The organism is Pontibacterium sp. (genome assembly GCF_041587635.1).
Taxonomy (GTDB): Bacteria; Pseudomonadota; Gammaproteobacteria; order Pseudomonadales; family Balneatricaceae; genus Pontibacterium.
Genome location: NZ_JBFGYC010000266.1, coordinates 1 through 5,421, shown reverse-complemented (window position 1 = coordinate 5,421; position 5,421 = coordinate 1). Strand labels below are relative to the sequence as shown.

3 protein-coding genes are annotated in these 5,421 nt (G+C 51.7%); 1 reads left to right on the top strand and 2 read right to left on the bottom strand.

What is annotated here, in order from left to right; genetic code table 11:
• Nucleotides 1-392: 392 nt before the first annotated feature.
• Nucleotides 393-2,447, bottom strand: coding sequence for a methionine--tRNA ligase (gene metG / locus ABYW01_RS13100; protein ID WP_372833376.1), 2,055 nt, complete (start codon nucleotides 2,445-2,447; stop codon nucleotides 393-395).
• A 212-nt stretch (nucleotides 2,448-2,659) separates the two neighbouring features.
• On the opposite strand from metG, the gene trmA reads away from it, so the two are divergent.
• Nucleotides 2,660-3,748 (top strand): tRNA (uridine(54)-C5)-methyltransferase TrmA, encoded by a 1,089-nt coding sequence (gene trmA, locus ABYW01_RS13095; RefSeq protein ID WP_372833375.1) that lies wholly within the window; start codon nucleotides 2,660-2,662, stop codon nucleotides 3,746-3,748.
• Here the strand turns inward: trmA and ABYW01_RS13090 are convergent.
• Nucleotides 3,745-5,421: putative bifunctional diguanylate cyclase/phosphodiesterase (locus ABYW01_RS13090; protein ID WP_372833373.1), on the bottom strand; the 1,677-nt coding region annotated here is incomplete at its 5' end. The genes trmA and ABYW01_RS13090 overlap by 4 nt on opposite strands.

The window sequence follows — 5,421 nt, the reverse complement described above, 5'->3', positions numbered from 1 at the left end:
TTCCCACGGAGGACCATGGGAACCAGAGAACCAGACATAGCCACAATATATCTCGTTCCCATGCTCCCGCGTGGGAATGCATACAGCAGCTAATGTTACCGCGTATTTTAAGCATTCCGATAACCGGGACGCATTGTATGGGGTCCCACGGAGGACCATGGGAACCAGAGAACCAGACATAGCCACGATATATCTCGTTCCCATGCTCTGCGTGGGAATGCATACAACGGTCAACGTTACCGCGCAGCTCAAGTATTCTGCTAATCGGGAAGTAACGTATGGGTACCCACGGAGGATGATGGGAGCCAGAAGTAAGAGAGTTGCGGTGGGATTCAGGCACAAAAAAGCCCGGCAGTGACCGGGCTTTATTACGTACGCTTTAGGGCGACGGATTACTTAATCCGCATACCTGGCTGCGCGCCTTCGTGTGGTTCCAGAATCCACAGGTCTTCACCGCCCGGGCCTGCTGCCAGCACCATGCCTTCAGACATACCAAACTTCATCTTGCGCGGTGCCAGGTTGGCAACCATCACGGTCAGTTTGCCTTCCAGATCTTCCGGTGCATATGCAGACTTGATACCAGCAAAGACGTTGCGTGTTTCACCGCCCAGGTCCAAAGTCAGCTGCAGCAGTTTCTTCGCGCCATCGACGTGTTCTGCTTTCGCAATACGCGCGACACGCAGGTCAACCTTCACAAAGTCATCAAAGGTGATCTCGTCAGCAATCGGCTCTTTATCCAGCTCGCTCTGTGCGTTGGACGGTTTGTTGTCCGCCGCCGCTGGAGCTGCCGCTGCCAGCGCAGCCAGTGTAGCTTTGCTGTCTTCAATCATCGCGTTGACTTTGTCTTCTTCAACACGCTGCATCAGCGGTTTGAACTTGTTGATCTTGTGTGACAACAGTGGCGTCTGAATAGCATCCCATGCCAGATCATCAACGTTCAGGAACGCTTTTACATCTTCCGCAACCTGCGGCAGGATCGGAGACAGGTAGGTGACAATAACGCGGAAGAGGTTGATGCCCATAGAGCAGCAGTCCTGTACTTCCTGTTCTTTACCTTCCTGTTTGGCCAGTACCCAAGGTTCAGCCGCATCAATGTACTGGTTGGCCTTGTCAGCAATCGCCATGATTTCACGCATCGCACGGGAAAACTCGCGATTTTCGTATGCGTCCGCGATTAGCTCACCCGCTGCAACCGCTTCTTCGTACAGTGCCGGTACCGCCAGTTCTGACGCCAGCTCACCGTCAAACTTCTTCTTGATGAAACCTGCACAGCGAGAGGCGATGTTCACAACCTTGTTCACCAGATCCGCGTTCACACGCATGCGGAAGTCTTCCAGGTTCAGGTCGATATCATCGATACCGGAACTCAGTTTCGCCGCGAAGTAGTAGCGCAGGTACTCTGGACGCAGGTGCTTGAGGTAGGTCTCAGCCATGATGAACGTCCCGCGGGACTTGGACATCTTCTGGCCTTCAACCGTCAGGAAGCCGTGGCAGAACACACCGTTTGGCTTACGGAAACCCGCACCTTCCAGCATGGCAGGCCAGAACAGGGTGTGGAAGTACGCGATATCTTTACCGATGAAGTGGTACAACTCGGTATTAGAGGACTCGTTCCAGTACTCGTCGAAATCAACGTCGTTCTTGTCACACCAGTTTTTGAAGCTGGCCATGTAACCGATCGGTGCATCCAGCCATACGTAGAAGTATTTACCCGGTGCGTCTGGAATCTCAAAACCCCAGTACGGTGCATCACGGGAGATATCCCAGTTCTGCAGGCCGGACTCAAACCACTCGTTCAGCTTGTGGATCATGTGCTCCTGCACATGGTTGTCCACCCAGTTACGCAGGAACGCTTCGAAATCACCCAGCTTGAAGAAGTAATGCTCGGATTCTTTTTCGATCGGCTTAGCACCGGATACCGCTGAGTACGCGTTTTTCATCTCAACCGGGCTGTAGGTCGCACCACATTTCTCGCAAGAGTCGCCGTACTGATCTTCCGCGCCACATTTAGGGCAGTCACCCTTAACGAAACGGTCCGGCAGGAACATCTCTTTCTCTGGGTCGTACGCCTGAGTGATGGTTTTCTGTGCGATGTGGCCTTTGTCACGCAGGCTGGTGTAGATCAGCGACGCGAAGTGCTGGTTCTCTTCAGAGTGCGTGGAGTAGTAGTTATCAAAACCCACCATGAAACCGCTGAAATCACGCTGGTGCTCAGCACTTACCTGATCGATCAGCTCTTTCGGTTCGATACCCATCTGATCTGCTTTCAGCATGATCGGGGTACCGTGCGCATCATCTGCACACACATAGGTGCAGTTGTGGCCACGTTGTTTCTGGAAACGAACCCAGATGTCGGTCTGGATATACTCTACCAGGTGACCCAGATGAATCGGGCCGTTGGCATAAGGCAGAGCGCTGGTAACAAGAATCTTACGCTGTTCAGTCATGGTGGGCGTTATAAACCTGAATATTATGATTCACTTGAAAGCGGGCAATTTTACGCTGTTTACAACGGTTTATGAACCGAAAGGGTGACCTTACGGTAAAATATCCCTGCTTTTGGACATCGGGTAGCTATTCGTCCATCGCAGTGGCTGATAGAATCGCGCGACTTTGAACACAACTCTTTAGCACTAATGTACGAACAGGTGAGGTAACGATGGCGATTCCCAAGGTGGAACCGGAAAAGTACGACGAACTTCTGGCTGAGAAAAAAGCCTGGGTCGAGAGCGAGTTCTCGGCGTTTGAGCTGCCGGAGATCGAGCTTTTTGAATCGCCAAAAGAGCATTACCGTCTGCGTGCGGAATTCCGTACCTGGCATGATGGTGATGATCTTGACTACATCATGTTCGAGCCGGGTAGCAAGCATCAGCACACCAAGTTGACCAGCTGCCCGATGGTGTCTGAAACCATCCATGACATGATGTTCAAGTTGCTGGATGAGATTCGTGGCATTGAAGCGTTGCGTCGTCGTTTGTTTCAGGTCGATTTCCTGAGTTCACTGAGTGGTGAACTGCTGGTGAGCCTGCTCTACCATCGCCCGATTGATGAGGCATGGGAAGAGGAAGCACGCAAACTGAAAGACAAGTTTGGTATCGACATTGTCGGTCGTTCGCGCAAGAAAAAGGTCGTACTGGATCGTGACTTCGTTATCGAAACGATGGACATTAATGGCCGCGACTACATCTACAAGCAGGTCGAAAACGCCTTCAGTCAACCAAACGGTGAAGTGTGCCGCTCCATGATCCAATGGGCGTTGTCTGCCAGCGAAAATGCCGGTGGCGATATGGTGGAGCTGTACTGTGGTAACGGCAACTTTACCCTGCCACTGGCGCAGAACTTCCGCCGTGTGGTGGCAACAGAGATCTCTAAATCGTCTGTCTATGCAGCGCAGTACAATATCGAAGCGAACAAGATCGACAATGTTGATGTTGTTCGCATCAGTTCAGAAGAGTTCTCACAGGTGTTGAGTGGTCAGGTGCAGAAGCGTCGCACCAAAGACCTGGATCTGGAAAGCTGCGACTTCACCACCGTGTTGGTTGATCCGCCCCGGGCCGGTCTCGATGACGATACGGTGAAACAGGTGCAGGAATACAACAACATCATCTATGTCTCCTGCAATCCGGAAACCTTAAAAGAGAATCTGGCGGTCATCACCCAGACGCATAAGATCGAACGATTTGCGATCTTCGATCAGTTCCCTTATACCCATCATCTGGAATGTGGTGTTTATCTCACTCGGCTTTAACTCATTTTCTCCGTGAGCTGGAATCTTTCTGATTGTGCGCACTTGATGCGGATCTCTTCACAGAGAGATTCCCAGTTCAGTTCCAGCTCTTCACCTGGCTTCGGCTTCGCAAAATAATAACCCTGTGCGTAGCTGCCGCCCTGATCCAGAATAAATGACATCTGTTCAGGAGTTTCTATACCCTCGGTAATGACCCGCAAGTTCATGCTGTGACTCATCTGGATGATCGCTTTCACCAAGCTCGCGTGCTTACTGTCCGTGTGATTGGCGCAGTTAGTGATAAATGAACGATCAATTTTGAGCACATCCAGTGGGAACTTCATCAGATAGCTCAGCGCAGAGTAGCCAGTGCCAAAGTCATCAATGGCAATCCCGCAGCCCAGTTTATCGATCTGGGAGACTACCTTCAGGTTGTTGTGGTTATCATGCAGCAGCAGACTTTCAGTAATCTCAATCACTAAGCTGCTCGGTGGCAGCTTGTAGTGCGCCAGCGATTGGTCAAGCGTATTCATTAACTTATCGGACTGGAACTGGCGGGTGGAAGCATTAACTGACAGGTAAAAATCGGGATCCAGCGTGGCACGCCAGTGCGCCAGTTGGGCGCAGGCTTTTTCAATACACCAGGCACCGATGGGCACAATAAGGCCGGTTTCTTCCGCCAGTGGAATAAAATGGAACGGAGAAACCAGATCGTTACCATCCTTAAGACGCAATAGAGCTTCCGCGCCAACGATGCGTCCTTCCGGGATGTTAATAATGGGCTGGTAGTGCAGTTCCAGCAGGTCATCATCAATAGCGCGGCGCAATAGCTCTTCGATGCGGGCCAGCTCCCGTGTATGGGTGCAGTGTTCTGGAGAGTACAGCGCATAACGGGAACGACCTTCCTCTTTTGCTCGATACATTGCGATATCGGCATTTTGCAAAAGCGTGGTTGGCGTATCGGCATCACGGGGATAGCAAGCGATCCCGATGGAGGCTGATGCATAGATATTACAGTCGGTCAGATAGAAGCTGCCTTCCAGCTCTTTCAGTATGCGACGTGCTGTTTCAGCGGCATCTTTCGGGCTGTTGATCCGCTCGAGCGCTACTGCAAATTCATCCCCCCCGAGACGGGCGACCCTGTCACCGCTACGCAACACGCCACTGATCCTCAGAGCGGCGGCGCGGATCAAGTCATCTCCCACATGGTGCCCAAAGGTATCATTAACTGATTTAAAGCGATCCAGGTCGATAAACAGGAGGGCAAACGGGGCCTGGCTTTGCTTGCGTGTTTCAACCAGCAGTTCTAGATAGCGCTGGAAGTGATTACGGTTAGGCAGTCCCGAAAGCATATCGGTATTGGCCTGCCGATCCAGTTCGCGATGGGCCTGCTTGAGGCTGGTGATATCGGTCATCACCGCCAACGCACCCGGATAGGAACCACTGGCGGAAAGGGTGGCATCGACCAGAATATCGCGTTGGTTGCCTGATCCGTCGGTAATCTGTAGCGGATGATTTGAAATAATGCCTTGTTTCCAGAGGTTGGTAATCAAAAGATCTACTTCAGCACTAAGGTTGCTTTCAGGGACTAGGCGTTTCAATTCAATGCCGGTAATCTCATCCCGGGTAAAACCAAGCGCTGTAAGAAAGTAATCACTGGCATCACGGATCGTGCCATGTTTGTCAAAACTGAA

Coding starts and splice junctions, on each gene's coding strand:
- metG (WP_372833376.1), bottom strand. CDS start 2,447: ATGACTGAACAGCGTAAGATTCTTGTTACCAGCGCTCTGCCTTATGCC.
- trmA (WP_372833375.1), top strand. CDS start 2,660: ATGGCGATTCCCAAGGTGGAACCGGAAAAGTACGACGAACTTCTGGCT.